Source organism: Isoptericola sp. NPDC056618, assembly GCF_042792715.1.
GTDB classification, from domain to species: Bacteria; Actinomycetota; Actinomycetes; order Actinomycetales; family Cellulomonadaceae; genus Isoptericola; species Isoptericola nanjingensis.
Genome location: NZ_JBHTVZ010000009.1, coordinates 43,190 through 69,413 on the forward strand (window position 1 = coordinate 43,190; position 26,224 = coordinate 69,413).

At 72.1% G+C, this 26,224-nt stretch carries 28 protein-coding genes; 20 read left to right on the plus strand and 8 right to left on the minus strand.

Translation table 11 applies throughout. The features are described from left to right. The first annotated feature begins 56 nt into the window (after positions 1–56). Positions 57–923 carry a biotin--[acetyl-CoA-carboxylase] ligase gene (locus ACFQ8T_RS12430; protein ID WP_430546841.1) on the plus strand — a complete coding sequence of 289 codons (867 nt, stop codon included), beginning with the start codon at positions 57–59 and terminating at the stop codon, positions 921–923. Positions 924–934: 11 nt separating this feature from the next. Here the strand turns inward: ACFQ8T_RS12430 and ACFQ8T_RS12435 are convergent, their stop codons facing one another. Next, entirely contained in the window at positions 935–1,765 is an 831-nt protein-coding gene (locus tag ACFQ8T_RS12435; RefSeq protein WP_430546842.1) for an LLM class flavin-dependent oxidoreductase, read from the minus strand. A 129-nt stretch (positions 1,766–1,894) separates the two neighbouring features. Between ACFQ8T_RS12435 and ACFQ8T_RS12440 the strand changes: the two genes are divergently transcribed. After that, positions 1,895–2,956 carry an adenylate/guanylate cyclase domain-containing protein gene (locus tag ACFQ8T_RS12440; RefSeq protein ID WP_430546843.1) on the plus strand — a complete coding sequence of 354 codons (1,062 nt, stop codon included), beginning with the start codon at positions 1,895–1,897 and terminating at the stop codon, positions 2,954–2,956. A 9-nt stretch (positions 2,957–2,965) separates the two neighbouring features. Here ACFQ8T_RS12440 and ACFQ8T_RS12445 read toward each other — a convergent pair whose 3' ends face one another. Further along, positions 2,966–3,778, minus strand: a complete 813-nt coding sequence (locus ACFQ8T_RS12445) for an SOS response-associated peptidase (RefSeq protein ID WP_430546844.1) — start codon at positions 3,776–3,778, stop codon at positions 2,966–2,968. A 92-nt stretch (positions 3,779–3,870) separates the two neighbouring features. On the opposite strand from ACFQ8T_RS12445, the gene ACFQ8T_RS12450 reads away from it, so the two are divergent. Further along, entirely contained in the window at positions 3,871–5,100 is a 1,230-nt protein-coding gene (locus tag ACFQ8T_RS12450) for a multidrug effflux MFS transporter (RefSeq protein ID WP_430546845.1), read from the plus strand. A 33-nt stretch (positions 5,101–5,133) separates the two neighbouring features. On the opposite strand, the gene ACFQ8T_RS12455 is transcribed toward ACFQ8T_RS12450, so the two are convergent. Continuing rightward, complete coding sequence (locus tag ACFQ8T_RS12455; protein WP_430546846.1) at positions 5,134–6,486, minus strand: permease prefix domain 1-containing protein; 1,353 nt, start codon at positions 6,484–6,486, stop codon at positions 5,134–5,136. Further along, positions 6,486–6,866, minus strand: a complete 381-nt coding sequence (locus ACFQ8T_RS12460; protein WP_430546847.1) for a PadR family transcriptional regulator — start codon at positions 6,864–6,866, stop codon at positions 6,486–6,488. Before ACFQ8T_RS12460 ends, ACFQ8T_RS12455 begins: the two co-directional genes overlap by 1 nt. Positions 6,867–7,039: 173 nt before the next feature. Between ACFQ8T_RS12460 and ACFQ8T_RS12465 the strand changes: the two genes are divergently transcribed. Both ACFQ8T_RS12465 and ACFQ8T_RS12470 read left to right on the plus strand, forming a co-directional pair. Next, positions 7,040–9,361 carry an esterase-like activity of phytase family protein gene (locus tag ACFQ8T_RS12465; protein ID WP_430546848.1) on the plus strand — a complete coding sequence of 774 codons (2,322 nt, stop codon included), beginning with the start codon at positions 7,040–7,042 and terminating at the stop codon, positions 9,359–9,361. A gap of 81 nt (positions 9,362–9,442) precedes the next feature. After that, complete coding sequence (locus tag ACFQ8T_RS12470) at positions 9,443–10,729, plus strand: LCP family protein (RefSeq protein ID WP_430546849.1); 1,287 nt, start codon at positions 9,443–9,445, stop codon at positions 10,727–10,729. Between the two features lie 24 nt (positions 10,730–10,753). Here ACFQ8T_RS12470 and ACFQ8T_RS12475 read toward each other — a convergent pair whose 3' ends face one another. Next, positions 10,754–11,704 (minus strand): LysR family transcriptional regulator ArgP, encoded by a 951-nt coding sequence (locus tag ACFQ8T_RS12475; protein WP_430546850.1) that lies wholly within the window; start codon positions 11,702–11,704, stop codon positions 10,754–10,756. Between the two features lie 84 nt (positions 11,705–11,788). On the opposite strand from ACFQ8T_RS12475, the gene ACFQ8T_RS12480 reads away from it, so the two are divergent. Next, entirely contained in the window at positions 11,789–12,418 is a 630-nt protein-coding gene (locus ACFQ8T_RS12480; RefSeq protein WP_430546851.1) for a LysE/ArgO family amino acid transporter, read from the plus strand. Between the two features lie 97 nt (positions 12,419–12,515). Here the strand turns inward: ACFQ8T_RS12480 and ACFQ8T_RS12485 are convergent, their stop codons facing one another. Beyond that, positions 12,516–13,739: a pyridoxal phosphate-dependent aminotransferase gene (locus tag ACFQ8T_RS12485; RefSeq protein WP_430546852.1), complete on the minus strand. Its 1,224-nt coding sequence runs from the start codon at positions 13,737–13,739 to the stop codon at positions 12,516–12,518. 74 nt (positions 13,740–13,813) lie between these two features. On the opposite strand from ACFQ8T_RS12485, the gene ACFQ8T_RS12490 reads away from it, so the two are divergent. From ACFQ8T_RS12490 to ACFQ8T_RS12505, 4 genes are all read left to right on the plus strand, one after another. Further along, complete coding sequence (locus ACFQ8T_RS12490) at positions 13,814–14,527, plus strand: TetR/AcrR family transcriptional regulator (protein ID WP_430546853.1); 714 nt, start codon at positions 13,814–13,816, stop codon at positions 14,525–14,527. Then, on the plus strand, positions 14,524–15,426 hold the full coding sequence (locus tag ACFQ8T_RS12495; RefSeq protein WP_430546854.1) for an alpha/beta fold hydrolase: 903 nt from the start codon (positions 14,524–14,526) through the stop codon (positions 15,424–15,426). The genes ACFQ8T_RS12490 and ACFQ8T_RS12495 overlap by 4 nt, the downstream gene beginning before the upstream one ends. Positions 15,427–15,540: 114 nt before the next feature. Beyond that, positions 15,541–15,951, plus strand: coding sequence for a hypothetical protein (locus ACFQ8T_RS12500; protein WP_430546855.1), 411 nt, complete (start codon positions 15,541–15,543; stop codon positions 15,949–15,951). A gap of 446 nt (positions 15,952–16,397) precedes the next feature. Then, positions 16,398–16,967, plus strand: coding sequence for a hypothetical protein (locus tag ACFQ8T_RS12505; protein WP_430546856.1), 570 nt, complete (start codon positions 16,398–16,400; stop codon positions 16,965–16,967). Here ACFQ8T_RS12505 and ACFQ8T_RS12510 read toward each other — a convergent pair. Further along, positions 16,942–18,045, minus strand: a complete 1,104-nt coding sequence (locus ACFQ8T_RS12510) for a tyrosine-type recombinase/integrase (RefSeq protein WP_430546857.1) — start codon at positions 18,043–18,045, stop codon at positions 16,942–16,944. The genes ACFQ8T_RS12505 and ACFQ8T_RS12510 overlap by 26 nt on opposite strands. Next, positions 18,020–18,625, minus strand: coding sequence for a helix-turn-helix transcriptional regulator (locus tag ACFQ8T_RS12515; protein ID WP_430546858.1), 606 nt, complete (start codon positions 18,623–18,625; stop codon positions 18,020–18,022). The genes ACFQ8T_RS12510 and ACFQ8T_RS12515 overlap by 26 nt, the downstream gene beginning before the upstream one ends. A 98-nt stretch (positions 18,626–18,723) precedes the next feature. On the opposite strand from ACFQ8T_RS12515, the gene ACFQ8T_RS12520 reads away from it, so the two are divergent. The 10 genes from ACFQ8T_RS12520 to ACFQ8T_RS12565 all read left to right on the plus strand — a co-directional run bounded on the left by ACFQ8T_RS12520 (position 18,724) and on the right by ACFQ8T_RS12565 (position 26,107). Further along, on the plus strand, positions 18,724–18,915 hold the full coding sequence (locus ACFQ8T_RS12520) for a helix-turn-helix transcriptional regulator (RefSeq protein WP_430546859.1): 192 nt from the start codon (positions 18,724–18,726) through the stop codon (positions 18,913–18,915). A 107-nt stretch (positions 18,916–19,022) separates the two neighbouring features. After that, positions 19,023–19,583: a hypothetical protein gene (locus ACFQ8T_RS12525; RefSeq protein ID WP_430546860.1), complete on the plus strand. Its 561-nt coding sequence runs from the start codon at positions 19,023–19,025 to the stop codon at positions 19,581–19,583. Next, entirely contained in the window at positions 19,580–19,828 is a 249-nt protein-coding gene (locus ACFQ8T_RS12530) for a hypothetical protein (protein ID WP_430546861.1), read from the plus strand. The genes ACFQ8T_RS12525 and ACFQ8T_RS12530 overlap by 4 nt, the downstream gene beginning before the upstream one ends. Further along, on the plus strand, positions 19,825–20,586 hold the full coding sequence (locus ACFQ8T_RS12535; protein WP_430546862.1) for a hypothetical protein: 762 nt from the start codon (positions 19,825–19,827) through the stop codon (positions 20,584–20,586). The genes ACFQ8T_RS12530 and ACFQ8T_RS12535 overlap by 4 nt, the downstream gene beginning before the upstream one ends. Before the next feature lie 29 nt (positions 20,587–20,615). Next, complete coding sequence (locus ACFQ8T_RS12540) at positions 20,616–20,789, plus strand: hypothetical protein (RefSeq protein ID WP_430546863.1); 174 nt, start codon at positions 20,616–20,618, stop codon at positions 20,787–20,789. Continuing rightward, complete coding sequence (locus ACFQ8T_RS12545) at positions 20,790–21,263, plus strand: WhiB family transcriptional regulator (RefSeq protein WP_430546864.1); 474 nt, start codon at positions 20,790–20,792, stop codon at positions 21,261–21,263. Continuing rightward, positions 21,260–21,661 (plus strand): helix-turn-helix domain-containing protein, encoded by a 402-nt coding sequence (locus ACFQ8T_RS12550; RefSeq protein ID WP_430546865.1) that lies wholly within the window; start codon positions 21,260–21,262, stop codon positions 21,659–21,661. The genes ACFQ8T_RS12545 and ACFQ8T_RS12550 overlap by 4 nt, the downstream gene beginning before the upstream one ends. A gap of 12 nt (positions 21,662–21,673) precedes the next feature. After that, on the plus strand, positions 21,674–22,255 hold the full coding sequence (locus ACFQ8T_RS12555; protein WP_430546866.1) for a hypothetical protein: 582 nt from the start codon (positions 21,674–21,676) through the stop codon (positions 22,253–22,255). 445 nt (positions 22,256–22,700) lie between these two features. After that, on the plus strand, positions 22,701–23,000 hold the full coding sequence (locus ACFQ8T_RS12560) for a hypothetical protein (protein WP_430546867.1): 300 nt from the start codon (positions 22,701–22,703) through the stop codon (positions 22,998–23,000). Next, positions 23,000–26,107 carry a phage tail tape measure protein gene (locus ACFQ8T_RS12565; protein WP_430546868.1) on the plus strand — a complete coding sequence of 1,036 codons (3,108 nt, stop codon included), beginning with the start codon at positions 23,000–23,002 and terminating at the stop codon, positions 26,105–26,107. Before ACFQ8T_RS12560 ends, ACFQ8T_RS12565 begins: the two co-directional genes overlap by 1 nt. The last annotated feature ends 117 nt before the right edge of the window (positions 26,108–26,224 follow it).

The following is a 26,224-nucleotide window of genomic DNA, read 5'->3' on the forward strand; positions in this document are numbered from 1 at the left end:
CTTTGGAGGGACCCCACAAAGGGTCGGTGGCGGTGAGATGCGGGACGATCGGGGACGTGAGCCACGACCCCCGCCGAGACCCCCTCGATCTCCCCGCCCTGCGCCGCGACCTGCTCGCGCCCTCCGGCCCCCTCGCCCGCCTCGACGTCGTCGAGGCGTCCGGTTCCACGAACGCCGACCTCGCCGACGCCGTCCGCCGGGAGCCGGGGGAGTGGCCCGCGCCCGCGGCGCTCGTCGCCGAGCACCAGACGGCGGGGCGGGGGCGTGCGGGGCGCGGGTGGCAGACGCCGCCGCGCGCCGCGCTCACCGTCTCGCTGCTGCTGCGCCCGCGGCTCGAGCCCGCCCGGCTGGGCTGGCTGCCGCTGCTCGCCGGCCTCGCCGTCGCGCGCGCGGTGGACGCCGCCGGGGTGCCCGGGGCCGCGGTGAAGTGGCCCAACGACGTGCTGCTGCCGGCCGCCGACGACGCGGCCGGGCTGGGGTCGTTCCGCAAGGTGGCGGGCGTGCTGGCCGAGGTGGTGCCGGCCCTCGACCGTCAGGGGCCCGCCGGCGTCGTCGTCGGCGTCGGGCTGAACGTGGACCAGTCCGCGGCCGAGCTGCCCGTGCCGACCGCGACGTCGCTGGCGCTCGAGGGGGCGCGGGCCGACCGCGGCGCGCTGCTCGGCACGCTCGTGCGCGAGCTGGTCGGCGTCGTGGCGGACCTGGAGGCCGCCGGCGGGGACGCCGGCGCGGCCGGGCTCGCGGCGCGGTATGCGGCGGCGTCGGCCACGCTCGGCACGGCGGTGCGCGCCGAGCTCGCCGGCGGCCGCGACGTGGTGGAGGGCGAGGCGGTGCGTGTCGCCGCCGACGGCGCGCTCGTGCTGGCGACGGCGGGCGGGGAGCGGACCGTCACGGCCGGGGACGTGCACCACCTGCGCACGGCATGACCGTGGTCGTGTCAGCGGCCGGCGAGCTCGGCGACCACGGGAGCGAGCCGGTCGGCGGCGTTCGCACCGACGACGACGTACGAGAAGCCGCCCTCCTCGCGTCGCCGCAGGATCTCCTCGGTGGCCGCCCCGGGGTCGGCGGGCAGCTGCAGCAGCGAGTCCGCCGCGCGCAGCGCGCCGGTGTCGGTGTCGGGCGGTGCCATGAACGGGGAGACGGCATCGCCGACCACGGCCGCGTGGAACGCCAGCTCGAGGTCCGCGCGTGACCGGAGGTCCGCCGCGATCCCCATCGTCACGGCCCGCGGGTCGTCCGGCATGATCGCGACCGCGGCCGTGTCCGCGAGGCCGGCGGCGAGGGCGCGGGCCTTCGGGCCCCGCACCGCCATCACGACCGGCGTGCGCCGCGCCGCGCCGTCGAGCCGACGGAGCAGCGTGACCGCCTCGGCCATGCGCGCCAGTCGTCGCTCGGCGGAGAGGACCGGCATGCCCAGCTCCCGCAGCTCGTCCTCGATGCCGGGCCGCCCGGCGCCGAGGCCCATCTCGAACCGGCCTTCGGTGAGCACCGACAGCGAGTGCGCCTCCCAGGCCACGGTGCGGGCCGGGCGCAGCGGCGAGGCGTACACCCAGGTGCCGACGCGGACGTCGGCGAGCGTCGCCGCGACAGCCAGGGTAGGGCCGGGTGCCGGCTGCCACTGCTGGACGTCGGGCATCAGGAGGGTCGAGTACCCGTGGTCGGCGATCCGGCGAGCCTGGTCCCGCCACGCGGGGAGGTCGGTGCCGACGGGGGCGACGACCCCGAAGCGAAAGCTCCGTGCCGGCCTCGTCGTGTGGTCGTGGGGCATCGTCGCGCTCCTCTCGCGCGGGCGTCGTGGTCGGGACGTGCTCATCGACCGCCGGCGGGACGCGAACTCATCGGGCGCCGGCCCGGGGCTCCCAGCCGGGGCACAGCCCGCGCTGACTACAGTGGGGGCGTGACGAGCGACACCACGACGGGACCCGGTCTGCCGACGGACGACGACGCCCGGCGGGCGGGGGACACCGCGGCCCGCCTGGACGAGGCGATCCTCGGCGGCCCGCGCCGGTACACGCTGTCCGACCTCGTGGAGGGCACCGGGCTGTCGCAGGAGTTCATCGAGAACTACTGGCGCTGGCTGGGGCTGCCCGTCACCCACCCCGCCGAGGTGGGGTTCACCGACGCGGACATGCAGGCGCTGCGCGAGATCGGCGAGCTCGTGGACGCCGAGCGGCTCGACGAGCAGGCCCAGATGACGCTCATCCGCTCCCTCGGGCACACCACGGACCGGCTCGCCCTGTGGCAGGTGGAGGCGTTCGTCGAGCACCTCAGCCGCCGCGACGGCCTGGACGACGTGAGCGCGCGGCTCGCCGCCATCGACCGCATGCCGGACCTCACCTCGCAGCTGTCGCGCCAGCTCGAGCACGCCTGGCGGCGCCAGCTCGCCGCGCTCACGGGGCGACTGGCCACCGAGTTCGGCGGCGCGCGTCGCGGCACCCAGGAGGCGCACGACGACGAGCTACCGCTGCCGCGCGCCGTCGGGTTCGCCGACATCGTCTCGTTCACCAAGCGCACCGCGGGCCTCGGGTCGCAGGAGCTGTCGGAGTTCGTGCAGCTCTTCGAGTCCCGCGCCCGCGACGTCATCACCGAGGCCGGCGGTCGTGTCGTCAAGACCATCGGCGACGCGGTGCTGTTCGTGGCCGACGACGTGACGACGGGCGCCGAGGTGGCGCTCGGCCTGGCCGCGCCGCACGCCACCGACCCCGAGATCCCCGTGCGCGTCGCGTTCGTGTGGGGGCGGGTGCTGTCGCGGTTCGGCGACGTGTTCGGCTCCGACGTCAACCTCGCCTCCCGCATCACCGAGCTCGCCGAGCCGGCCACCGTGCTGGTGGACCCGCACACGGCGTCCCTGCTCGCGTCGTCGTCCCGCTACGCCCTGACGGCGCAGCCGCCCCAGGAGGTGCAGGGCATCGGCGAGATCACGCCGGTGCGGCTGCAGCGCGCCTACACCGGCGCCTGACCGAGATCCTCAGTCGCGGCCGACGGCGACCACGTCCGGGTCCCGCGGGTCGGGGTCGACGTCGAGCAGGGAGGGCCGGTTGTTCTGCACCGACCCGACGGCGTCGCCCACCGGACGCGTCGCCATCCCGACCTGCGGACCCGTCACGATGCCCATCGCCTGCTCGGCCCCGACCGCAGGGTCGAGCCAGGCGTCCCACGACGCCCGCGGCAGCACCACGGGCATCCGGTCGTGGATGCGCTCCAGGTCCTGCGACGCCGCCGTGGTGATCACCGTCGCGGAGACGAGCCAGCGGTCGGGGTCGTCGTCGGCCTTGGTCCGGTCCCGCCAGAACTCGTACAGGCCGGCGAGCGCCGCGACGCCGCCGTCGTCCGGGTGGATCCAGTACGGCTGCTTCGGCACCTTGCCCTTCGACCCGCCCTTCGACCCGCCCCGCGCGGGGGCGCCGGGCGGCAGCTCGAGCTTGCGCCACTCGTAGTAGCCGTCGGCCGGCAGCAGGCAGCGCCGGACGCCGAGGGGTTTCGCGAACGCGGACTTGTCGATCAGGGTCTCGGTGCGCGCGTTGATCATGCGCGCGCCGATCGACGGGTCCTTGGCCCACGACGGCACGAGCCCCCAGCGCGCCAGCCGGAGGGAGCGGGTGATCTCCCCGGTCTGCCCGCCCTCGAGCCGCCGCGGGCGCTCGACGACGATGCGCACGGGGTCGGTGGGGGCGACGTTCCACGACGGGGGCAGGAGGCGCGCGTCCTCCGCGATCTCGGCGACGGCGAGGTCGTCGGCGATGTCCTGGGCGTCACGGAAGGACGCGTAGCGGCCGCACATGGGTCCATCGTGACGCATCCCACCGACACCCGGGCGGCCGGCCGGGGGATTCTCCCTGGGCCTGGTCGTAACGATTCGATACGATGGTGGCCATGCCCGACGACTCCGCGAGACTTCCGCGCGCCCGCTCTCCGTACCGTTGGGTCATCATGCTCGGGTCGCTCGCGGCGCTGCCGGCGTTCACCGTCGACATGTACCTGCCGTCGCTGCCCGAGGTGGCGGCGGACCTGGGCTCCTCCGCCTCGTTCGCGCAGCTGTCCGTCTCCGTGATGCTCATCGGCGGCGCCCTGGGCCAGCTCACGATCGGCCCGCTGTCCGACCGCTTCGGGCGCCGGGCGCCCCTCATGTGGGGCCTCGCGCTGCACGTCGTGACGTCGATCCTGTGCGCGTTCGCGCCGAACATGACCGTCCTCGTGGGGCTGCGCCTCCTGCAGGGCTTCTTCAACGCCGCGTGCGGCGTCGCGGCGATGGCGGTCGTGCGCGACCGGTTCGTCGGCGCCGAGGCCGCGCGCATCCTGTCCCGGCTGATGCTCGTCATCGGCGTCGCGCCCATGCTGGCGCCGACCTTCGGCTCCGCCGTCGCCGCGGCGGCGGGCTGGCGCTGGGTCTTCGGCTTCCTGGCGCTCGCGGGCGTGGCGATGGGCCTGGTCGTGTGGCGGTTCATGCCGGAGACGCTCCCGGCCGGACGACGGCAGACCGGCGGTGCGCGCAGCGTGTTCGCCGGCTACCGCACGCTGGTCAAGGACAAGCAGTTCATGGCGCTCGCCGTCATCCCGGGGCTCGGGCAGGCCGTGCTGATGAGCTACGTGGTCGGTTCGCCGTTCATCTTCCAGGAGGGCTACGGGCTGAGCCACGGGCAGTTCTCCGTGCTGTTCGCCGTCAACGGCCTGGGCCTGGTGCTGTCCGCGCAGGTGAACGCCGCGCTGGTGCGGCGGGTGGCGCCCATCCGGCTGCTGCGCGCCGCGCTCGCGATCCAGGGCGTCGTCGCGGTGGGGCTGCTGGCGGTGGCCCTCACCGGGGCCGGCGGGCTGATCGGCCTCCTCGCGATGCTGTGGGTGGTGCTCGCCTTCCAGGGGCTGATCCCCGCCAACGCGTCGGCCATCGCGCTGTCCCGGCACGGCGAGCGCGCGGGCACCGCGGCCGCGGTCATCGGCGCCGTGCAGTCCGGCGTCGCCGGCCTCGTGTCGCCGCTGGTGGGCGTGCTCGGCGGCGACGCCGTCGCGATGTCCTGGGTGATGCTCGTCGCGCTGGCCTGCGCGATCGCCGTGCTCGCGTTCGCCACGCCCGCCTACCGCAAGGACGGCTGGGTCAAGCTGGCCTGACGGACCCTGACGCTCGCCGCGGCCGACGGCGTCCTAGGCGAAGCCGAAGACCGGCCCGAACGCCACCACCACGAGCGCCGCCCACACCGCGTAGACGGGCAGGAAGCGCGTCTGCCACCGGACCAGTGCGCCGAACGGCTGCCGCTCGCGCAAGAAGCCGAGCAGGAGCAGCCCGGACCGGGCCAGGTGCACCAGGAGCAGCAGGTTGAGGCCGAGGGCGGCCACCTTGTTGGGGCTGAAGCCGAACTCGGCGATACGGGTGAGCATCGCCGTGAGGGCGACGGCGTCCACGGCGAGCGCGGCCGCGACGAGCACCAGCTGCAGGCCGTCGAACCAGCCCGGGCGGGCGAGCGAGTCGCGGGCCGAGACGGAGTACAGCAGCAGGCAGAGCACCAGCACGAGGATCGCGTCCATGAGGATGAGCAGCTCGCGCTCGACGTCGGCGAGCCCGCCGGCGCCGAGCAGGACGACGAGCGTCACCAGCAGCATCACCGTGGTCAGCGGCGTGAAGACGCGCGTGAGGACGGGGGCGATGTTCTCCACGACGTCCTGCTTCGCCTCGACGAGCCACGCCCCGACGACGACGGCGCCCGGCACCGCGAACGGCATGATCCAGCTCTCCATCGCGGGCTCGATGTCCACGCCGACGAGGCTCAGGGTCGCGGCCGTGAGGCCCAGCAGCACCCCGCCGCCGATGGCCAGCAGCGTCACGTAGACGACGAGCTCGCCGGTGAAGCGCGCGAAGTCCATCCGCGGGTCCTGGTCCCGCCAGCGGCCGCCCACGTAGACCACGCCGACCAGCGCCCACAGCACGACGGGGGCGTGGATCGCCGCGAGGACGACGGTCGACCCGGTGTCGACGTACGGGTAGACGTTGAGCACGACGGCGAGCAGCGCGTACGGGACCAGCAGGGCGGCGACCACGCGCCACGCGACGCGGCGCTTCCAGACGAAGTAGGCGGCCAGGAAGGGCGCCGTCATGAGGGGGACGTTGCGCAGCAGCGCCGAGTCCGTGTCGAAGGCCGCGAGCGCCACCTTCACCGCGATCCCCGCGCCGACGGCGAGCGCGAGGACGACGGCGAGCTCGCGCCACGCCGGGCCGGACGCCTGCGCGGGGTCGTCGCCCGGGACGAGGACGAGCTGCTTCCACAGCCGCTCCGAGTGCTCGCGCGCGAACTCGTGCGAGACGGCGTCGAGGTTGCCCATGCGGCGCACCGCGACGAGGAACGCCTCGTCGTCGTCGAGGCCCGTCGCGGTGAGGTCGTCGACCCGGCCGCGCAGGTGGTCCTCCATCTCGTCCACGTCGGCGGGCGCGATGGCGCGGTGGCGCTGCACGTACGAGCGCCACTGGTCGATCTGCGCCTCGAGGCGCTCGCGGGAGGCCATCAGGCCCAGCCCTCCGCGACGGCGGGGCGGGCCGGGGCCTGGGCCGCCTGCTGGGCGGACCGCCAGACCTGGTGCAGCACGTCCGCGACGACGGACCACTGCTCCTGGCGCTCGGCGAGCGCGTCGTGCCCGGCCGGGGTGAGGGCGTAGTGCTTGCGGCGCCGGCCGGCCTCGGAGGTGCCCCAGGTCGCGACGACGAGGCCCAGGCGCTCGAGGCGGTGCAGCAGGGGGTAGAGCATCCCGTCGGTCCACTGCATGCGGCCGCCGGAGAGCTCCGTGACCCGCTTGAGGATGGCGTACCCGTAGGACTCGCCCTCCGCGAGGATGCCGAGCACCAGCGGGGTGGCGGACGCCGCCACCAGGTCCTTGTCGAAGCGCACTCGGGCTCCTATGTCTAGATCTGCTAGGGGTGTTGAACCTAGCAGATCTAGGCATCGCCCGGGAGGGGGTGACCGGGTGGTTCGGCTCCGGGCTCCTCAGGCGCCACCGGATCGTCGCCCGGCGTTCATCCAGGGTTCGTCGAGCCGTCGCGGAGCGCCGGTGGGATCGGGCCATGACTCGCTCACCGAACCAGGCTCGCGCCCTGCGCCTCGTCGCGGCCGGCGCCGCCGCGGCGGTCGCGCTCACCACCGCGGCCGGCACCGCCGCCCTCGCGGACGGGCGCCCCGGCGACCACGGCACGAATCGCGCGACGCCCGGCCACGGGCGACCGGGCGCCGTCACGACCCACCTCGTCCCGACGCTCGAGGGGCGCGCGACGCTGTCCGCGGACTTCCTCGCCGAGGGGCCGCCGTCCGGCTCCCAGGCCTCCGCCGCCAACGGCCGGCAGGGGCCGTGGGACGGTCAGGTGATCCCGGGCTTCTCGGCGATGGTCGACAACGGCGACGGCACGTTCTGGGCGCAGCCGGACAACGGCTTCGGCAGCCAGGGCAACTCGGCGGACTTCCTGCTCCGCAGCTACCTCGTGAAGCCGGACTGGGACACCGGCGGCGGTCGGGGCAGCGGCTCGGGCGAGATCGAGGTGCTGGACCACATCTCCTACGACGACGAGAACCACGTGCTGGACTTCGACATCGTCAACGAGGACACGGACGAGCGCCTGCTCACCGGCGCGGACTTCGACGTCGAGTCCGTGGTGCGGGCGGACGACGGCACGCTGTGGGTGGGCGAGGAGTTCGGCCCGTTCCTGCTGCACTTCGACGCGGACGGCACGCTGCTGGAGAAGCCGTACGAGCTGCCTGGCCGCCTGAGGTCGCCGCAGAACCCGTACCTCGCCGACGGCGAGGAGCCCACCGTGCGCGCCAGCCGCGGCTTCGAGGCGATGGCCGGGGTCAAGGGCGGGCGCTACCTGTACCCGGTGCTCGAGGGGGCCCTGGTCGCCGACGCCGACCAGCGTCGCCGCGTCATCCACGAGTTCGACACCCGCCGCGGCGAGTACACCGGCCGCACGTGGGACTACCAGACCGACCAGGAGGCCAACGTTCTCGGCGACGCGTTCGCCGTCGGCAAGGACTCTTTCTGGATCGTGGAGCGGGACGACTTCGAGGGCCCCGCCTCCGTGACCAAGCGGGTCTACGAGATCGACCTGAGCGAGACGGACCGGGAAGGCGGCGGTAGAGGGTACCTGCACAAGGAGCTCGTCCTCGATGCGCTGCGGGTGGAGAACCCTGACGGCATCGACGCGGGGGAGGGGTACGGCCTGGGCGAGACGTACGCGCTGCCCGTGCAGTCGTTCGAGACGGTGCTCCGGCTGCGCGACGGCCGCATCCTCATCGGGAACGACAACAACTACCCGGGCAACGCGGCGCGGAACCCGGGCACTCCCGACGACACCGAGATGGTCGTCGTCGACCTGGAGAAGCAGCGCACGCGGGACGACGGCGTCACCGTCGTCGGGCACCGCGGCGCGTCCGGGTACCGGCCCGAGCACACGCTCGCCGCCTACGAGCAGGCGATCCTGCAGTGCGCGGACGTCATCGAGCCCGACGTCGTGCCGACCAAGGACGGCGTGCTCGTGGCCCGGCACGAGAACGAGATCGGCGGCACGACAGACGTCGCCGAGCACCCGGAGTTCGCCGACCGCCGCACCACGAGGACGATCGACGGCAAGCCGGTCACGGGCTGGTTCACCGAGGACTTCACGCTCGCCGAGCTGAGGACGCTGCGCGCCACGGAGCGGCTGCCCGAGCTCCGCCCGGACAACACCGCCTACGACGGCCTGTACCAGGTGCCCACCCTCGACGAGGTGCTCGACCTCGCCCGCCACTCCGAGACCTGCGACGGCCGGCCGGTCGGCGTAGCGCCCGAGACGAAGCACCCCACGTACTTCGCGTCCATCGGGCTGCCGCTGACCGACCCGCTCGTGGCCGAGCTCGCCGCGAACGGCCTCGACTCGCGGCGCGCGCCCGTCGTCGTGCAGTCCTTCGAGACCACCAACCTGCGCGAGCTCGACCGGCGCACCGACGTGCGCCTCGCGCTCAACGTCTCCGCGACCGGAGCGCCGTACGACCTGGTGGCCGCCGGCGACCCGCGCACCTACGCCGACCTCGTCACCCCGCGCGGCCTGCGCGACCTGGCCCGGTACGCCGACATCGCGAGCCTGGAGAAGAACGTCGTCGTCCCGCGCGCGGCCGACGGCACGCTCGGCCGGCCGACCTCCGTGGTCCGCGACGCGCACCGCGCGGGGCTGGAGGCCTACGCCTGGACGTTCCGCGCCGAGAACCAGTTCCTCCCGGTCGAGCACCGCTCGTCGGCGGACCCCGCCGCGCACGGCGACCTGGCGGCCGAGCTCGACACGTTCCTCGACACCGGTCTCGACGGCGTCTTCTCGGACCAGCCCGGCCTCGCGGTCGAGGCCGTCGCCGCCCGGCGATGACCGGTCGCGCGGGGGGTGATCCCGTGGTCGCCCGGGGCACCCCTCGCGCGAACGTGCTGCTCAGGCCCTAGGATCGCGCTTGTGCGGACCCTGCCACGGCACGCGTCAAGCCTCGCCTCGCACCGGGTCGTCCGTACGATCGCCCTCGTCGTCACCGCGGTGGTGGCGTTCGTGGCGGCGACCGCGGTGGCGTCGTTCGTCGACCTGCGCTCCCAGATCGGCGTCTCCGACGTCGACGACCTCCTCGCCGGCGACGACCGCCCGCCCGAGGTCCCGGCGGAGCAGGACCCGACCGACCCGTTCGCGGGCAAGGACCTCAACATCCTGGTGATGGGTACGGACTTCCGCGACGAGGCCAACGCCGAGATCGCCGGGGAGGGCGACGAGTTCCACTCGGACACCACCCTCCTGGTCCACATCTCCGGCGACCGGAGCCGGATCGAGGCCGTCTCGATCCCGCGCGACTCGCTCGTCGACATCCCGGCCTGCAAGCTCCCCGGCGGCGGCGAGACCGCGCCGCAGACGAACGCCATGTTCAACTCCTCCTTCTCGCTCGGCGGCGGGCCGGACAAGGACGTCACCGGCGCGGCCGCGTGCACCATCCGCACCGTCGAGAAGCTCACCGGGGTGCGGATCGCCGACCACATGGTGGTGCAGATGACCGGCGTGATCGGCGTCGTCGACGCCATCGGCGGGGTCACGATGTGCCTGCCCGAGCCCGTGAAGGGCCAGCGCGTGGACCTCGACCTGCCGGAGGGGAAGCAGAAGCTCGACGGGTACACCGCGATCAACTTCCTGCGCGCCCGCAAGGGCGAGGGCATGGGCCTGGAGATCGGCAGCGACCTCAAGCGCATCGAACGGCAGCAGGCGTTCTTCGACGCCGCGATGCGCGAGATCCTGTCGCAGAACATCATCACCGACTCGCCGCGCCTGTACCGGATGGTGCGCGAGATCCTCGGCTCCATCTCCACGGACCCCGAGCTCGCGAGCCCGACGGCGCTCGCGGGCCTCGCGTGGAGCATCCGCGACCTCGACCCGTCGCAGATCGTGTTCACGTCGGTGCCGGTGGCCACCGCGCCGAGCGACCCCAACCGTGTCGTGTGGACGTCCGAGGCCGACGCGATCTGGGAGCGGATCCGCGCCGACGAGGCGCCGCCCGGCACCGCCCCGGCCAAGGAGGCCAAGGAGGAGGAGCCGAGCGGCACGGCGTCGGCCTCGCCGGACGGCGCGACGGCCGTCGACGACGAGGTCGCGTCGCCGGACGCCGTCGACGGCGAGGACGGCGGCGCCCGTGGCGGCAAGGACGGCGAGGGCGCCTCGCCCGACTCGTCGCCCAGCCCGTCCGTGCTGCCGGGCGTCTGCGCCTGACCGCCGCCGTGCGGTGACGGAAGGTCAGCGCTGGGGCAGGGCGCGGCGGGCCTCCTGCTGCAGGGCCCCGGCGACCCGGTCGAGCACCGTCGAGCGCAGCTTCCACTGCTGCAGGTAGATGGGGACGTCGACGACGGCGTCGTCCTCGAGCAGCGCGACCTGTCCGCCGGCCTGGCCCGGCCCGCCGTCGAGCATGCCGAACCGGGCTCCCGGGCCGGGGAGCGGGCCCCACATGCCCCACCCCAGGCCGCGGCGGATGCCGTCGACGTACTCCGTGGTGCTCGGCACGTGGTGCCGCGGCGGGTCCGGGACGGCGGCGCCCGCCGCGGCGGCGCGCTCGCGAAGCCAGGCGTCCTGGAGGTCGTCGGCCCGGTTGAACACGAGCATCGGGGCGCCGCCCAGCGCCTCGATCGTGGGGCCGTCCGGGAACCAGCGGTCGATCACCTCCCGGGTGGCGGCCGGGCGGTAGCGGGTGACGCCGAGGAACGTCGAGGTGCAGCCCTGCACCGCGTCGCGCTGCGACGTGATCGCGGCCATCACGACCCCGGCCGGTAGCAGGTCCACGGTGCGGTCCTGGTCGTCGCGGTGGAGGTCGAAGCAGACGCCCTCGACCCGTGCCAGCGCCGGCATCACCCAGGTCGCGAGGGAGTCGGCGTTGACGGCGATCGGCACCGTGACCGGGCGGGGCGGGGCGCCGGTGCCGTCGTCGTCGGCGTCCCGGGGCCCGAGCTCGCGGACCGCCTCCGCGCCGAGCAGCTCGACCTGGCGCGCCAGGCGCAGCAGCGTGCGCCCCGGCTCGGTGGGCGCGACGGGGCGGGTGCGGCGGACCAGCACGGAGCCCGCGGCGTTCTCCAGCGCGCGGACGCGCTGGCTCACCGCCGACGGCGTGACGTGCAGCGCGTGGGCCGCGGCCTCGAACGAGCCCTCGGTGACGACGGCGGCGAGCGCCTCGAGCTGGCGGGAGTCCCATCGCATGGTGCCACCGTAGATGAAGCGAAGCTTGATCGGATGAAGAAACCGTAGATGGACTTCATGTCGTGGCCGACCTAGCGTCGAGGGGTGCTCACGCTCCTCGCCGGCCTCGGCTTCGGCCTGTCCCTCATCGTCGCCATCGGCGCGCAGAACGCCTTCGTGCTGCGCCAGGGCGTGCGCCGCGAGCACGTGGGCCTCGTCGTCGCGGTGTGCGCCGCGTCAGACGTCGTGCTGTACCTCGCCGGGACCGCGGGGCTCGGGGCGCTCGTCGTGAGCCACCCCGCCGTCGTGGAGGTGGCGCGGTGGGCCGGCGCCGCCGTCGTGCTCGGGTACGGCGCGCTCGCGGCGCGCCGGGCGTGGCGCGGGGACGAGGCCGGGCTGGCGGCCGCGTCGGACGGCGCGGTCGCCGACGCCGGACGGCGCGCGCGACCCGTGCTGCTCACGGCGCTCGCGCTCACCTGGCTGAACCCGCACGTGTACCTCGACACGATCGTGCTGCAGGGCTCGCTCGCCGCGTCGCACGGCGACGGGCGCTGGCTGTTCACGGCCGGCGCGATCGTCTCCAGCGTCCTGTGGTTCGTCGGCCTCGGCTACGGCGCGCGGCTGCTCGCGCCCGTGCTCGCCCGCCCCGGCGCGTGGCGCGTCGTCGACGGCGTCGTCGCCGCGATCATGCTGGTCGTCGCCGTGAGCCTGGTGCTGCCGGCGCTCACGGCGTAGAGGCCGGTCACTTCGGCATCTCCTCCGTCTGTTCGGCATGGCCTCGTGCCGAACAGATGGACGCGGTGCCGAACAGATCGGGGCCGGCGTGGCGGGATCAGCGGGCGAGGCGGCCCAGGCGGTCGACGGCGTCGCGCAGCACGTCCTCCCGCTTGACGAACGTGAACCGCACGCGCGAGGCGAGCGCGTCGGCCGTCGTCGAGCCGGCGCGGCAGAACGCGGAGACAGGCACGCCGACGACGCCCGCGAGCTCGGGCAGGCGGCGGCACAGCCCGTGCCCGTCGGCGGCGCCGAGCCGCTCCAGCAGGTGCGCGCCGTCCGCGACGACGAAGTAGGTGCCCTGCGGGACGACGACGTCGAACCCGGCGGCGGTGAGCCCCTCGCACAGCAGGTCGCGGCGGGAGGCGAGCGAGGCCGCCAGCGCGCGCGGCGCGTCGTCGTCGGCGAGCGCCCGGGCGATGGCGGGCTGGAAGGGCGCGCCGGACGTGTAGGTGAGGAACTGCTTCACCGTGCGCACGGCCGTGACGAGCTCCGCGGGGCCGTGCACCCAGCCGACCTTCCAGCCCGTGAGGCTGAACGTCTTGCCGCTGGAGGAGACCGTGAGGGTGCGCTCCGTCATGCCCGGCAGGGTCGCGACCGGCACGTGCACGGCGTCGTCGAAGGTGAGGTGCTCGTAGACCTCGTCGGTGAGGACGACGGCGTCGGCCTCGCGCGCGACGGCCGCGACCTGCTCGAGCTCGGCCCGCGTGAGCACCGTGCCGGTGGGGTTGTGCGGGGTGTTCAGCACGATGATCCGGGTGCGCGGGGTGACCGCGGCGCGCAGGGCCGCGGCGTCGAGCCGGAAGCCCTCGGCGGTGAGCGCCACGGGCACGTGCGTCGCGCCGGCGAGGGCGATGCTCGCGGCGTGCGAGTCGTAGAACGGCTCGAGCGTGATCACCTCGTCGCCCGGCCCCGCGAGCGCGAGGATCGACGCGGCCAGCGCCTCCGTGGCGCCGGTGGTGACCAGCACCTCGCCGTCCGGGTCGACGTCGAGCCCGTAGCGGCGCCGCTGGTGGTCGGCGATCGCGTGCCGCAGCTCCGGCACGCCGTCGCCGGGCGGGTACTGGTTGCGGCCGGCGTCGATCGCGTCCTTGGCGGCGTCGCGGATGAACGCGGGGCCGTCGACGTCGGGGAAGCCCTGCCCCAGGTTGATCGCGCCGGTGCGCGCGGCGAGCGCCGTCATCTCCGCGAAGATCGTCTGCGCGACGGCGCCGTCCGCCTCGAGCAGTCCGGCCGCGCGGGCGACGTCGTTCCAGCGGCCGGGCGGGGGAGAGGTCGGCATGGTCCTCGACCCTAGCCCCGGCCGGTCGTGGGTGCGGCCCGTGTCCGGCTATGGTAGTGACCAGAATCGACTGCTTGGTCACTACGGAGGTGCTCGTGCCCCGTCCGCTCGTCCCCGACCGTCGCGCGCGCATCCTCGACGCCGCCCGCGACCTGATCCTCGAGAACGGCTGGCCCCGTACGACCGTCGCCGACGTCGCTGCACGAGCCGGCATCGGCAAGGGCGCCGTCTACCTGGAGCTCCCCGACAAGGCCGCGATCCTCGACGCCGTCCTGCGGCGCAGCACCCGGGACCTCACCGCCGAGGTGCGGCGTCGCGTCGTCGAGGCCGACGGGCCGGTCGACCTGCCCGCCGTGTACCGGTTCGGCATGGAGGCGCTGCTGGCCGACCCCCTCATGCGGGCGCTGTACGTCGGCGACGCGTCGCTGCTCGGCGACCATGTGCGCGACGTGGCCGGCGGTGCCGGGGGCGACCGGTACGCGGAGCGGTTCGGGTGGCTGGCCGAGTACGTCGCGCGGCTGCAGGACGCGGGCGTCGTGGACCCCGCCGTCCCCACCGAGGGGGTCGTGCGCGTGCTCGGGATCTTCGGCGTCGGACTGGTGCACGCGCCGGGCACGCTCGGCGCGACGTCGGACGACGCGCTGCGCGCCGCGGTCGCGCTCTTCGCCGACCTCGTCGGCCGCGGTCTCGCCGCCGACCGACCCGTCGACCCGGAGGCCGCCCGCGCCGCGCAGCTCGGCCTCCTCGCCCGCCTCGACCGCCAGCTCGACCTCCTGGAGGAACCGTGACCGACCGTGCCGTGGCGGGCGTCTTCGCCACCTGGACCGACCTGACCGTCGCCGGCGGGCCCGTGCGCCACTACCGCGCCGGCGACACCGGGCCGCCGGTGCTGCTGCTGCACGGCGGCATGCTCGACACGGCGGCAGGGGTGTGGCGCCATGTCGCGGGCGACCTCGCGGCGGACCACCGGGTGCACCTCGTCGACCTGCCGCGGCACGGTGGCAGTCGCCCGTGGGAGGGGCTGCTCGACGACGCGTTCTACCGCGCCTTCCTCGGCGACCTGCTGGACGCCCTCGGGCTGGAGCGCGTCGCGCTGGTGGGGCTGTCCCTGGGGGCCGGCATCGCGGTGGGGTTCGCCCTGGACCACCCGGAGCGCGTGGACGCGCTCGTGGCGATCGGGCCGGGAGGCATCGGCCGGCGCCGCCGCGCCCAGCTGGTCACCTGGCTCGCGCTGCGCACGCCCGGCCTGCTGCGCCTCACCGGTCGCTGGCTGGCGCGGCGGCCCGCCGTGGTGCGCCGGTCGATGGCGGACAACCTCGTGGCAGGCGAGTCCACGGAGGGCTTCGAGGAGATAGTCGCGCTCGTCGTCCAGGAGGCTCGGGCGAAGGCGGCCCACGGGGAGCCCGCCCTGGACGACTGGATGGTCCGTGCCTACGGGCCGTTCGGCATGGCGCTCGACCACCTGCCCCGCCTGCCGGGGCTCCGGGTGCCGTCGCTGTGGGTCCGAGGCGACCGCGACCCGCTCGTCGGGCACGAGGAGCTGACCGCGGCCGCCGCGGCGGCCCCGGGCGCCCGCCTGACCACCATCCGAGACGCCGGCCACATCGTCACCTACGACCAGCCCGACGTGACGTCGTCGCTGGTCAGAGGGTTTCTGGCAGCGTCCCGCGGAGGCGGTCCCGGGTAGCGGTACGAGACCTTCGCCCGGGTTGTCCACAGGGCGGACCCGGGCGATTGCCCGGGTCCCCTACTCTGGTGCCGCTTTCGCCGCCGATGAGGGCACCGACGAGAGGACAGATCAGTGTCGATCGACACGCTGGCGCCCGCCGACGCTGCCGCGCTCCTCGAGCACGAGGTGCGCGAGCTCGTGCGCCGTCGAGCCCTCGACCCCGTCCGCGACCGGGCCGGGCTGGAGCGCCTCGTCGCGGAGGCCTCCGCCGACTACACCGAGCGCGCCACGCGCGGCGTCGTCCCGGCGCTCGCGGACCCGCAGGGCACCGCGCGCGCCGTCGTCGACGCGCTCGGCGGACTCGGCCCGCTGCAGCGCTACCTCGACGACCCCGAGGTCGAGGAGATCTGGATCAACTCAACCTCGTCGGGTATCGGTGCAGGTAGGCGGGTCTTCGAAACGACTCAGTCCGCAAGGAGTCCGCACGCGTGCAATTCACCCGGTCTCAGGCCTCCGGAGCATCGAGGCAGGAGGCTACGGTGACCGCGTGGGGGTGGCGATGAAGACGGTAGCGAGCGGGGCGTGCGCGTGCCCGGGCGAAGATCCGGTCACCTGCGTCAAGGACGACGAGACCGTGACCCAGTGGAGAATCGACGACACGTACACTTGTCGACCGAGGGAGCGCGATACTGACTGCGCGGTCTCATTGGTCCGCGGGTCGCATGACGCAATCGAGGCCTTCGAGGAGTCGGTAGGCAAGGCCCCGCGCGAGAGCCTGCGTGAGAAGTTGCGCGCGCGGCAGACTTCCGCCGCAAAAGTCCGTTGCGCCGCCCTTGCGGTAGTTCACACCCCCGGAAATTTCCGGGAGTCGCTTCACCTGTCGGTTGTGTACCCGGACACTGAGCCGCTCACGCACCAGGATGCCAACTGGCCCCCGACGGTCTCTAATGACTTTGACGAGAGTTTCGACGAGGAGGGAGTCTCAACGCATGGCCGTAATGCCGTGTAAGGGCGAGCGCCCCTGGCTCCCGAGTGACCGGGCGACCGGGCTGGACGTGCTTCTCGACGTCGACCACCCTCTGGTTGGCGTCTTCGACGTCGGTCCGCGTCGATACCTGTTTACCTGCCTCCTGGGCGACCTCGGGCGGCTGGAAGTGTGGGCCTACGCGCCGTTCTCGACAAGCGACGGAGACTTTCTGGAAGGCGAACCGTTCAGGAAGGTTCGTGACCTACGCGAATGGGCCGAGGCCAAGGTGCTTCGGCACGCAACGCGAGTTGCGCTGAGCTGGGACGGAATCATCCAGTGCCACGCGGACGTAGGTTCCGACGCTTCGGTGATGGAGGCGCTCGACCATGTCCTAGACGCGTTCCGAGAATCGAAGGAGTTCGTCAAGGCTCCGCCACGTCGTGTCAAGGAGACCTGGGATGGACTGGCTGCCTACGCGATCCTGGTCCCAAGCCTCGCTGTTGAGGGACGGGACGACCGGGAGCAGTCGGAGGTGCGTGAAGCCGTCGAGCAGACCTCAGAAGAGGCTAGAGAACTCGCCCTTCATCACTAGGCCGCGACGGGACCGCGCTCTCGACCAGGTGGGCCGTCGCTACCCGGGTTCGATCCTCGGCTGTGGGCCAGAGATGTGAGTACGTGTTCAACGTGACGGTCGCGCTCGAGTGCCCGAGGGCGCGCTGTACCGTCACGACGTCGCAGCCCGCAGCGATGAGGCCCGAGGCAAAGAAGTGCCGCAGATCGTGATGCCGGATGCCCTGGACGCCCGCCGTGCTTGTGATCGAAGTCCACCAGGCATGCGCCGTCGTCGGCGGCAGAGGCCCGCTCGAGTTGCCGGCCATCACCAGCCAGCCGCCCAGAGGGATGCCGAACTCTTCGAGGTGCTGGGCGAGCATCTGCACGATGGAGTCCGGCAGATACACGTCGCGCTCCGAGCCGTACTTGGGTGCCCGCTGGACCAGCCCTCCGCCCTTCTGCCGCTGCACCTGCCGTGCCACATGGAGGCGACGGCGCAGGAAGTCGACGTCGGTCGCCTTGACCGCGGCTACTTCGCCAAGTCGCAGGCCAGCGAATGCCGAGAGGTACACCAGAGGGCGCCGGTAAGGGTCTGAGGCCTCGAGGATCGCGCCGACCTGCTCAGGCGTCGGGATCGTCATGGCAGCCTCACGGCGGCGCTGGCGGGGGAGCGTGATACCAACCGACGGATCGACGACGATGAGTCGGTCACGGATCGCAGCCTTGAACGCCGACCTGACGCCGTTCATCCTCGAGGCAATCGTCGTAGGCGCGAGACCCTTTGACGTCATCGCCTTCACCCAGCCCTCGAGGTGCGACGGGCGCAAGCTCCTGAGCGGTACGTCGCCGAACGTGACCGACCGGCGCGTGAGATCCATCGATCGTGACGTCGTGTCCTCCCAAACCTGGCGAGATGCCCACTGGTGCCACCAGGCATCGAAGGTGACCCGGCCGGCACGAGGGTCGGCGTAGGCTCCCGTGACGAGCGCTGCGGTCACTTCGTCGAGCCAGCGCTGCGCGTCGACCTTCCGATCAAAGTGCTTTGCGTGCTCCTTGCCGGCGTCGTCCCGGTACCGGGCGCGCCAGCGACCGTCAGGGCGCTTCTTGATGCTCGCCATCGATCCTCTCCTCCTGGCGGACGCTCAGCCATGTGCCGGGCTCGAAGGGCTCCGAGCTGGCGACCTCGTCATCGATGTCGCGCGGGCCGTACTGGGCAGCATCGACGATCTCTGTCACCTGCTTCGAGGCCAGGCGGCGACCGGCCGCGTAGCCCACGTGCCTCATGTCGAGCCCCAGTGCCCAGGTGATTCGCTTCGGGTCCGACGGCACCCATCCCGGTGTCGCCACGGCCTCGTCGAGTGCCGCCACAAGAGCCCTGCGCGCGTCGAGGAACTCGCGTGCCGCAGTCGCAAGCGAGGTGAACTGCGAAGTTAGGTGCTTGAGCGCATCCTCGACGGGATCAGCTTGGAGGAAGCGCTCGACACCCGGTTGCCCGAGGGCGTCTGCGATCGCAAGGGCCTCTTCGAAAGTCGTCGTGCGTGTCCCGGCCTCGATCTTGGCGATCGTCGTGTGACCCGCCCGCAGGCCCTGCTCGGTCAAGCGGGCTGCCAGTTGCGCCTGGGTCATGCCCGCTGCTTCGCGGATCTCCTTGACCCGGCGCCCATAGCGGGCCCGGAACTCCTCGCCTATTTGCTCCATGAGGACACCGTACTTGCCGTGATGGGTTGCGAACAGTGCTGGCGGTGCTGTAGACCTGATTACTACAACAGCAAGTCGGAGTTGCGGGAGGAGCAACCATGAGGGAGCTGATGCGGACGGACGAGGTCTCGGAGGAGACCGGGATCCCGGCCGCGACCCTGCGGTACTGGCGCCACATCGGCGCCGGGCCGCGCAGCGCGAAGCTCGGCCGCCGGGTGGTCTACCGGCGCAGCGACGTCGAGGCCTGGGTCGAGGCCCAGTTCGACGCGGAGCGAAAGGTGACGGCCTGATGGTCGCCACAACGAGCGAGGGCCGCCCGGCGGCAACCGGACGGCCCTCGATGAACCAGAGCCGCAGCCACGGCTACTCAGTTCCTGCACCCAAGGGAGAGTGCGTCATGTCCGTCCAGAGTACCGCTACCGAGAACTTCACCCCGCCGGCCCCGCCCGCCTGGGCGACGAAGGTCTACGACTTTTCCAGCCCCAGGGAGCGCGCGGAGTCCAAGGCCCGCGGCTGGGACGTCCCCGAAGGGCGCTCCATCGAGCGGGAGTGGAACATCGGGCTGGCGTCCGCGGTCCTGAGCGCGCGGCAGGAGCGCGACGGCTCGGTCGGACCGCTGATGCTCGAGCTGGACACGGAGCACAAGGTCACGGTCGAGGGCGCCGAGCAGCTGATCGAGATGCTGCGCGAGGTCGTCGGAGTGATGAAAGCGGCTCAGGCAGCCGTGAGCGCGGTCGCCGACGTCGCCGGTGTCATCTCGCGGAACGTCTACCGGTACCTCGACGACCCCATCGCAATGGGCCGGGTGCTCGGAGTCGCGATCGGCCTCGAGCCCGACGACTTCTTCGGGCGCCTGGACGGCCCTAACGGCTGGACCGCTGAGGACGTTGCGCTGATGGCGGACGTCCTCGGCATCGGCGCGGGCGACTTCTTCCGCGGGGAGGGGAGCGACCGGTGAACGCAGGCGCCGACGTGGTGACGGAGGGGCACGCGCTGCTCCTGCGTGTCGATGGCCGCCGGCGCCTGGTCCTGTCCGTCGCGGCGGCGGAGCGCGCACTCGAGCGCGCTCGCCGCCGCGGGGTCGCCGCGTCCGTCGAGCTCGTGCGACTCCTGCCGGTGCCCACGGGCCACGTGCCCGGCCGTCACGAGGTCGTGCGGGACGCCGACGGCGTCCTGCGGCCGAATACCAGGGAGGGCCGTTGAACGATCCCCAGCCTCCTCGCTACGCGTGGGTGGACGCCGTCTGGTTGAGCAGCCTCAAGCCGCTCGAACGGCTGGTGGCCCTCGCCTACGGGAAGTACGTCGGCGACAGCCTCGCCGGCGTGTGGGTGAACGGGGACACGCTGCGGGAGATCACGGGCCTGTCGCGGGACGCGGCGAACCGTGCGCTGCGAGGGCTCGAGGACAAGGGATGGCTCTTCGTCCTCGAGCCTTCACGGCAGCACCTGGCGACGCGGTACCTGCTGCAGCCGGGCGGCCAGCCTTCCGCCTCGCGGAACGCTGGATCGGGTGCCGATCGGGTCCCCGAGGGACAAACGGGTGACGCCCAGCGTGACGCCCAGCGTTCCGCCTCGCGGAACGCCGAGGAATCCAGCGTTCTGTCTCCCGACGCCAGCGTTCCGTCTCCCGACGCCAGCGTTCCGCCAGACGTACCCGAACCGAGAGAGAACCAGGAAGGAACCCCGCCGCCGGCCGCTGACGGCGCCGCCGGCCGATCTGAACTCCACGAGTTGCTCGAGACCTACGGGCTCGAAGCGGACGAGCGCAAGAGATTCCTGGCTCACCTCAAGGCCGATCCCAAGCTCGGCTCGGCGCGGAAGGTCGTGTTCAGCCTTCACAACCGCGGGCACCTCGAGGCTCGTCTGGACGACTGGCGGCTGGACGAGGAAGTCGACGAACTCGTCGAGGCGAAGAAGCGTCAGCAGCAGCCCGCATCTCCCTGGGATCGGGGGCCCGTGTGAACCCCAAGACGTCCGATCGAGGAGGCCCCATGACCACTGAGCAGCCCACCGCGATGGATCGCCTCGCCGGCACGCGACCGAGCAGTCTCTGCCGCTGCGGCCACGCCCGGCGCACGCACGGCACGAAGGCTGTCGTCGGCCGTGGTGTGTGGCGAGGCTGCGACGGCTGCCCCGACTACCGACCGCCGGCCGAGGAGCGCTGAATGGATGCCCCCACGATCTCGCCAGAGCGTGAACGTCAGCGGCTCGTGCTCGAGGCTGAGCTCGAGGCAACAGGGCGCGTGCCATGCCGCACAGGCTCGGTGGTCTCGCGGGCTATCTGGACGTCGGATGAGGCGATCGATCAGCAGAATGCGGCCGAACGCTGCGGTCCATGCCCGCTGCTGGCAGCATGCCGGACCTATGGGCTCGCGTGGCCCGCAGAACTCGGCGTCTACGGAGGGCTGACCGAGACAGGGAGGCGTGGAGGGCAGCGCCGAACGCCTGCGAGCTCGGCGCGTCGCCGTCGAAGGAGGACCACGCCGCTCATGCGCGTCCCCGAGGGTCCGAAGGCCTGCACTCGATGCGGCGAGATGAAGGCGCCCGGGGAGTTCCGTCGGGACGCACGCAAGTCTGACGGCCGGCGTCCGAGCTGCCGTGCGTGCGACAACCTTGCGCGACGAGGGCTCGCCGCGTGACGGGCGCCTCGCGGTACGTCATCGGCATCGAGGGTCCAGCGGTCGTTGTCCCTGCGCGGGTAGCTGCCTGGCTGGATGCGCGAGCGAACCTCAGCGCCTTGCGCATGAAGTCCCGTGGGGCGGATCCCGAGGTCGACGACGTCCTCCTCGGCCTGCGAGTCGCGGCGCTGGCGTGGCGTACTTCCGCCACCGGAAGTGCCGTCGACCCCGAACCGGAAGTGCCGCGAGAGTCGAGTCAGTGGTTGAGCACGGGGCAGGCGGCGAACCTGCTGGGCATCACGGACCGGGCCGTTCGACTCGCGATCCGCGAGGGCCGGTTGGTGGCCGAGCAGGTCGCCGGTCGGTACCGGATCAGCCGCGCGAACGTCGAGCACTACCGAGCCGCGCGGGCGGCGTGACAGGAGGATCCGATGGCGACCACGTTGGAGGCGATCAAGTCGCTCGTTCAGGCGGGCAGGGGGAGCGAGGTCCGGGAGGTCCTCGACTCGGCTGCGCGGGCTGCCAAGGGCGACTACGACCACATCCGTAGCCAGACGGAGTACACCGAGGAAGCGCGTCGAGAGATGGCAGCGAGGGCGTACGACACGCGTCGGAAGGGGGTCGACGAGAAGCTCGGAACGATGGCGGGCCAGGCCGGCTACTCCGACCGCGACGACGTGGCGAGGGCCTTCGGGACGGCTGGGCTTCCCGGGGATGCAGCTTCGCTGGCGATCTCGATGCGCGACGCGCGTGATCGGGTCGGCCAGATCAACAAGCGCGACGAGCTTCTCGACCTCGTCCGACGGTCGACGCGCAACGGTGACGAGGTGCTGGCCAGAGCGGCAGCTGGGCGGGCGATGGAGCTGGAGTACAGCGACGTCCTGCGCGCCTTCCTCGACACCAGGCCAGCGCTCGATCCCGTCGTCGAGCGGATCTGGAAGGCGCAGAAGGCTGACTTCAACAGCTTCGACTGGACGCTGCAGCTGAGTGCCCTCAAGCCGCCGAGGCTCTGATGAAGACGAGGACCGGGATGCGGGCCCAGGGGAGGTGCCCCCACCCCCCTGGGCCTGTTCGCCCCCTCTGGCATAGCGGGATCTCTCCCTGGCGTTTTTTCCACGAGCGACCCCCCTCCCCCCTCGCGGGGGGATATCGCTATGCCAGTGGGGGCGAGGAGGAGACAGAGGAGGGGGTACCCGCCCCAGGGTCAGGGCTGCGACTGCTCCCAGCCGCAGTTGGCCACGCAACGCGTCGTGACATGCCACGAACCGACGAGGTTCGCCTGCGTCCGCACGAGAGCTCGGTGCTCCTCTATCCCTGCTCCACAGGCAGGGCACTCGCCTCTCACTCGTTCCCATCCCATGGTTGGGCTCCTCTGTTCGGTTGCTTGAGCGTATTCGGCGCTAGAGGCCCTTGGTCAGGGGGCGGGAGGGTGAAGTGGCGATGACGAACGACGGCGACATGAGCGACATCGCGCAGCAGGCGGCGGTGCGAGCGGCGCAGATCCTGCGGGCGCTGGCCGACGGCGACGAGCCCACGGCGCTCCGCCTCATCAATGACACGGAGCTCGCTCAGGCGCAGTGGCTGTCCACGGTCCTGGTGAGCCTTCTCCACGGTTCGATCGTGGAGGCGACCGGGGACGCTGCAGAGACAGCTCGTGTGCTGCGGGCCGCGGCCGACGAGATCGAGCACGCCGATGCCCCGATGGTGGGCGTCGACGTCATGCTCGACGAGATCCTCCGCCGCGAGGGGCTGGCCTGATGGCCGAAATCGCGAGCGCGTACATCGCCCTCCTGCCCAGCCTGCGGGGCAACGAGAAGCTCATCGGGCAGCAGCTGGGCTCGCCGACAGTGCAGAAGCAGGCCGCGGGCGCAGGCGAGAAGGCCGGCGGCAAGATGTCGGCCGGCATCGGCAAGGCGCTCAAGGCGGGGGTCGCCGCGCTCGGCATCGCGGGTATCGGCGCCGGCGTGGCGGTCGCGTTCGGCGACGCGCTCGAGAAGGAGAAGCTCGGCGACAAGACCGCCGCCTCCCTCGGCCTGACGCAGAAGCAGTCGCGTACTGCGGGCAAGGTCGCGGGGCAGCTGTACGCGAACGCGTACGGCGAGTCCATGGGCGACACCACGGACGCCGTCGAGAACGTCATGAGCTCGATCGAGGGCATGAGCTCGGCGTCCCCGAAGAAGCTCAAGGCGGTCACCGAGGCGGCACTGAACATCGCGACCGCGTTCGACGTGGACGTGGAGCAGGCGGCCACCAACGCGGGCATCCTCATGAAGACCGGCCTCGCGCCGAACGCGACGGCGGCGATGGACCTCATCACGGCATCGCTGCAGCAGGTGCCGAAGTCGCTGCGCGGCGAGGTCATGGATGCCACGCAGGAGTACTCGGACTCGTTCTCCGCGCTGGGGCTGACCGGTGAGCAGACCATGGGCCTGCTCGTGTCGGCGTCTGAGAACGGCCAGTACGGCATCGACAAGATGGGTGACGCCATCAAGGAGTTCACGATCCGTGGCACCGACATGTCGAAGGCGACGGTCGCTGCGTACGACGCGATCGGGCTCAACGCGGGCAAGACCACGGACGACCTTCTCGCCGGCGGGGACCGCGCGAACGGCGCGTTCACGAAGATCGTCGAGGGCGTCAAGGGGATCAAGGACCCGACCGAGCGGTCGCAGGCCGCCCTCGCCCTGTTCGGCACGCCGCTCGAGGACCTGGGCACGAAGGACATCCCGAAGTTCCTCGACTCGCTGACGTCCAGCAAGACGGCGCTCAAGGACACCAAGGGTGCCGCGAAGGAGATGGGCGACACCCTCAACGACAACCTCGGGTCGAAGATCGAGGGCTGGAAGCGGTCGATCCAGACGTTCGCGTCCGACGGGCTGCTCGCGCTGATCCAGGGCTTCCAGGACGGCAAGGGCTCCGGCGAGGGGTTCGCCGGCGTCATGTCGAACGTCGGCGGCGTCATCAAGAACGTGACGACGTGGGTCGGCGAGCACAAGACCCTCGTGCTCACCCTCGTCGGCGCGTGGGCCGCCTGGAAGACGGGCGTCGTCGTCCACTCGACGGCCCTCAAGGTGCACGCGGCCGTCACGAAGGCCTGGGCAACGGCGACCAAGGTGGCTGCGGTCGCACAGCGCGTGCTCAACGTGGCGATGAAGGCGAACCCCATCGGCCTCATCATCACCGCCGTGACGGCTCTGGTCGGTGTGCTGGTCTGGTTCTTCACGAAGACGAAGACCGGGAAGGCGATCGTCGCCGCAGCGTGGGCCGGCATCAAGACGGCGATCAAGGCCGTCTCCGACTGGTGGACGAAGACCGCGTGGCCGGCGATCAAAAAGGTCATCACCGCGCTGCACACCGCGTTCACTGCGGCGAAGACGAAGATCACCAGCGCGTGGAACCTGATCAAGGCGGGCATCAGCGCCGGGTGGACCTGGATCCGCGACAACGTGTTCGCGAAGCTCAAGGCCGGCCTCGGCGCGGTGAAGGACAAGTTCACCTCGATCAAGACGGTCATCAAGACCGTCTGGGGCAACCTCGGCACGATCCTCCGCGCCGGGTGGACCTGGATCAAGGACAACGTCTTCGGCAAGTTCAAGGACGGGCTCACCTCGATCAAGACCGCCTTCACCAAAGTGAAGGACGGCATCAAGGTCATCTGGGACAAGCTCAAGGCCATCGCCGCGAAGCCGGTCAACTTCATCCTCGGGACCGTCTACAACGACGGGATCGCGCACTGGTGGAACACGATCGTCAACGGGCTCAAGCTGCCGCAGGGCCTCAAGCTCCCCGCGGCGAAGCTGCTCAAGTTCGCCCAGGGCGGCGTCCTGCCGGGCTACACGCCCGGTCGCGACGTGCACGAGTTCTACTCGCCGACCGGCGGCCGCCTGTCGCTCTCCGGCGGCGAGGCGATCATGCGGCCCGAGTTCACGCGCGCAGTCGGTGGCGCTGCCGGCGTGGCGCGCCTGAACGCCGCGGCTCGCCACGGCCAGGCGTTCGCTGACGGAGGGGTGTGGAACTGGGTCGGCGACAAGTGGTCGAAGGCGTGGCGCGGCGGAGTGAACCTCGCGGGGGACATGTGGGAGAAGGCGAAGAAGCTCGGCGGTGACATCTGGGCGTTCGTCAAGGACCCGGTCGGCTCGATCACCCGCGGGCTGGGCTCGAAGGTCAAGGACTGGCTCGCCGGGCTGCCGGGTGGAGAGATCGCCGCGGCGTTCGGGACCATGCCGGCGAAGATCGTCGGCGGCCTCGCCGATACGGTCAAGAAGCACTTCACGGCAGGGTCGCCCACGGACGGTGGCGGCTCGGGCGGCAAGGGGCTGCGGGGCAACCTGTCCGCGATGGCGGCGGCGGCCAAGGCGTTCGACCCGTCCGTCCGCGTGACGTCCGGCTACCGTCCGGGTGCGATGACCGTCACGGGGGTGCCGTCGATGCATGGCGCCGGGCGCGCGATCGACATGGTCGCGAGCAACATGGGCGCCCTGTGGGACAAGCTCTACGCGACCTATGGGAAGGCGTCGCCTGAGCTCTTCTTCTCCGGTCGTGCGTTCTCCCGCTTCGGCAAGAAGGGTGCGCCGCGGAACGACCACTGGGATCACGTCCACTGGGCGATGAAGACCGGCGGCATCGTCCCGAAGCTGTACGACGGCGGCGGGATGCTCAACCCGGGCGACGTCGGGCTCAACTTCCTGGACCGACCCGAGGCCGTGCTGACGCCGGATGAGACGGACCTGCTCAAGGAGCTCGCGTCCGGGTCTGCCGGCGGCGACCACATCGAGATCAACGCCAACGACCCCTACGTGGTTCTGCAGGCGCTCGAGATGCGGAAGCGCCGGTCCCGCGCACGAGCGAACTTGCTGGGGGTTTAGGTGCCAGTACCGTCTCGGTGTGATGATCACAGTCGGCAGTTGGCCGGATTGGGTTGCGGCCGTCGGGACGAGCGCGGCCTTCATTGTTGCCGCGGTTGCGTACGGCCGTGACGTGCG